Genomic DNA, 3,258 nt, shown 5'->3' with positions numbered 1-3,258 from the left:
ACCTCGACCGTGACGTGCGACAACTGCTGGAGATGCGCGACCTTCGCCTTGTAGTAGGCAGGTGCGCGCGGTTGGTCGGAGACCAGCGCCACGATCGCGGCCATGTGCCCTGGCCCGACCCGCCATAGATGCAGGTCTGTGACCCGGTCGTCGCCCTGCTCCAGGGCTGAAGTGATCTGCCCGGCCAGCGCCTCGTCCGGCATCATGTCGAGCAGGACCGCGCCGGCGCCGCGCAGCAGGCCCCATGACCAATGGGCGATCACGACGCTGCCGACGATGCCCATGAGCGGGTCCATCCAGAACCAGCCGTAGAATCGCCCGGCGAGCAGGCCGGCGATGGCAAGGACCGAGGTGAGCGCGTCCGTCAGCACATGGATATAGGCGGAGCGCAGGTTGTGGTCGGCGTGATGGTCGTGACCGTGATCGTGCACATGACCGTGGTCATGGTGATGATGATGGCCGTGATCGTGATGCTCGCCCTGGTGAAGCATCCAGGCGCTGACGAGGTTCACGACCAGACCCAGCACGGCGACGGCGATGGCTTCCTCGAACTGGATCGGGATAGGTGCCGCCAGGCGGACCAGTGACTCGATCCCGATCAGCAGCGCAATAACCGCCAAAATCATCGCGCTGGAATAACCGGCCAACTCGCCGAGCTTGCCCGTGCCGAAGGTGAAGCGCCGGTCGCGGGCATGGCGGCGGGCATAGAGATAGGCCAGCGCCGCGATCGTGAGCGCCGCGGCGTGGGTCGCCATGTGGAAGCCGTCGGCCAGGAGCGCCATGGAGCCGAACGCCAGGCCGGCCGCGATCTCGGCGACCATCATGGCTGCCGTCAGCGCGACCACGAACCAGGTGCGCCGCTCGTTCCGGGCATGGTCGGCGCCGAGGAAGACATGGTCGTGCCGCCAATCCTCGATGGAGCGGGTATGCATGTGGCGGCTCCTCAAAGATATTTCGTGATCTCGCGGAACTCCGCGATCCTCCGCTGGACCTCCGGCGGCAGGGAGTCGGCCGCGGCACCCAGATGGTGATCGATATGATCCAGGATCAGCATCTGCTTGGCCTTTTCTAGCGCCTTGATCACCGCCTGCATTTGCTGGGCGATCACCAGACCATCCCGCCCCTCCTCGACCATGCGGACCACGGTCGCGAGATGGCCATCGGCGCGCCGCAGGCGCCTGAGGAGTTCGGGATCGTTCGCATGGCTCATGACCAGAACCTATCCCTCCGGAGGGGATAACTCAACCCGCCGGGCGCCAGGCGCCGCGCCTGTCCTCGTCAGCCGGCATCCACCCACTCGTCGCCTAGCAGCTCCGGCGTATCGAAGCCGATCAGGTTCGCGAAATGCCGCTCCCGGTCGGCCACGAACAGGGCGCGGGCGATGCCCCTGGCCAGCCGGTCCGCCCCTTCGCTGACCGCCGGGATGTCGCCGCTCAATTTGCCGTGGCTCATCGTGGCCGGATAGTTGAAGCAGTGCAGGCGCGCGAGGGACGGGGCGCTGCCCGGCACCTTCTCATGGAACTCGAAGGCAGGGCCCAGGTCCGGCGAGAAGGCCAGCTCCGCATGATGCATGCCGGGGCCGTCGAACCGGTGGCGCCACAGCCGAATGTGCGGGGCAAACTCCGCCAGTTCCGGCCGCCGCTCCAGGTCGACCGAGAACCCGGTGCCGGCGATCAGGAAGTCCAGCTGGTAGCTGCCCCTGGGTGTCCGTACCCGGAGCCGATCACCATCAGCCGTCACTTCCTCCAGCGGGCTCGCCAGGTGGAAGAAGGCGTTGGGGTGGCGGGAAACCCGCAGCACGCTGTCGCGCGGCGGCGGCGTCTGGGTGGTCAGCACATGGTCCAGGAACTTCGCCTTCCACTCGTCCGGCAGGCCGGCGAAGCCATGTACCACGCCGGGGCTGCCGATGCCGGTGAACTTGTTGATCCGCGGCAGGTCGGCGCGGCGGACGAAGACATGGACCCGCGCGGCACCCGCCTCCAGTGCGGCCGCGGCATTGTCGACTGCCGACGCACCGGCGCCCACCACGCCCACCGCCTTGCCCGCCAGGGCGGCAAAATCGATCGGGTCGGCGGAATGGGCCCAGAAGCGCCGATCAAGCCGCGCGATCATCTCCGGGACATAGGGGCCACCCAGCCCGTCGCGCCCGGTCGCCAGCACGACATGGCGCGCATAGGCGGTCCGGCTATGGCCGTCCCGCTCCAGGGTCAGCGCGAACAACTCGTCCTCTGCACTGCGGATCGAGCGGACCTCCACACCGTTCTCGACCGGTAGCTCCAGCACCCGGCGGTACCAGACCAGATATTCCATCCACTGGGTGCGCGGGATCTTGCCGAGCGCGTCCCAGGCGGCCCTGCCGAACTGGCTCTCGTACCAGGCGCGGAAGGTGAGCGCCGGCAGGCCCAGGGCCGGGCCGGTGAGCTGCTTGGGCGAGCGCAGCGTCTCCATCCGGGCGAACGTGACCCAGGGTCCCTCCCCTCCGGCCGGGGCGCGATCGAGGATGGTGACGTTGGCGATGCCCAGCCGCTTGAGCATGGCGGTGGCGGCCAGCCCGCACATGCCGCCGCCGATGACCGCCACGTCGAGCACGGGCTGCCCGCCATGTATCCTGGGCGGCACCCAGGGCTTGGCCGGCAGCTCCAGCCAAGCCAGGTCCTGGCGCAGCCTCGCCTCCAGCGCCGCAAGGCCGCAGGGAGGTGCCGCTTCGATGGTCATTGCCCGTCATCCTTGTCGCCGGCCTGCGGCCGGCCCGATTCCAGCCGGCCGGGCTCGCCGGCAAGCTCGTCCGAAGTTCCCTGGCGAAAGCCCGGCAGCAGCGCTGCCGCGGCCGCCGCGAAGGCGATCACCAGATGCTCGACCGCAGGTGCCGCCGGCCGGCCGAGCGGCAGCACCACGCCCCACAGGAACGGGATCTCCACGTCCAGAGGGCGGATCACCACGCCTTCCAGCGGCGCGCCCAGTGCGGTCACCGGCTCGACGATCCCGATCCCGCCGCCCGCCCGGATCAGCGCCAGCGCGGTGGAACTCGCATTGGTCGCGGTGATGGCGGCGGGCACGGTGCCCGATTCGGCGAGCGCCTGGTCGATCCGGCGGCGCAGCCGAAAGGGATTGGCCATCGAGACCAGCCGACGCCCGGCAAAGTCCCGGATCGCGACCTGCGGCCTAGCGGCGAGCGGATCGTCCGCGGCGAGCGCCGCCACGCAGGGCACCCGCCCGCACCAGCGCACCTCCACGCCCGGATGGTCGACCGGCAGGCTC

The 3,258-nt window shown here is 69.4% G+C and carries 4 protein-coding genes; all 4 read right to left on the bottom strand.

Annotated features, from left to right (window positions below; genetic code table 11):
• A partial coding sequence (dmeF, locus tag EQG76_RS20645; RefSeq protein ID WP_159716221.1) for a CDF family Co(II)/Ni(II) efflux transporter DmeF occupies positions 1-932 on the bottom strand: 932 nt, incomplete at its 3' end.
• Positions 933-943: 11 nt separating this feature from the next.
• Positions 944-1,210, bottom strand: coding sequence for a metal-sensing transcriptional repressor (locus EQG76_RS20640; RefSeq protein ID WP_159716220.1), 267 nt, complete (start codon positions 1,208-1,210; stop codon positions 944-946).
• A 68-nt stretch (positions 1,211-1,278) separates the two neighbouring features.
• Positions 1,279-2,715 carry an NAD(P)-binding domain-containing protein gene (locus EQG76_RS20635; protein WP_159716219.1) on the bottom strand — a complete coding sequence of 479 codons (1,437 nt, stop codon included), beginning with the start codon at positions 2,713-2,715 and terminating at the stop codon, positions 1,279-1,281.
• The coding region (locus EQG76_RS20630) for a LysR substrate-binding domain-containing protein (RefSeq protein ID WP_235031474.1) at positions 2,712-3,258 on the bottom strand (547 nt) is incomplete at its 5' end. The genes EQG76_RS20630 and EQG76_RS20635, both read right to left, overlap by 4 nt.

This window comes from Geminicoccus flavidas, from assembly GCF_009806515.1.
In the GTDB taxonomy this organism is placed as follows: Bacteria; Pseudomonadota; Alphaproteobacteria; order Geminicoccales; family Geminicoccaceae; genus Geminicoccus; species Geminicoccus flavidus.
Note: the sequence above shows the minus strand (reverse complement) of the source record. Positions and strands in the feature narration are given on the sequence as shown.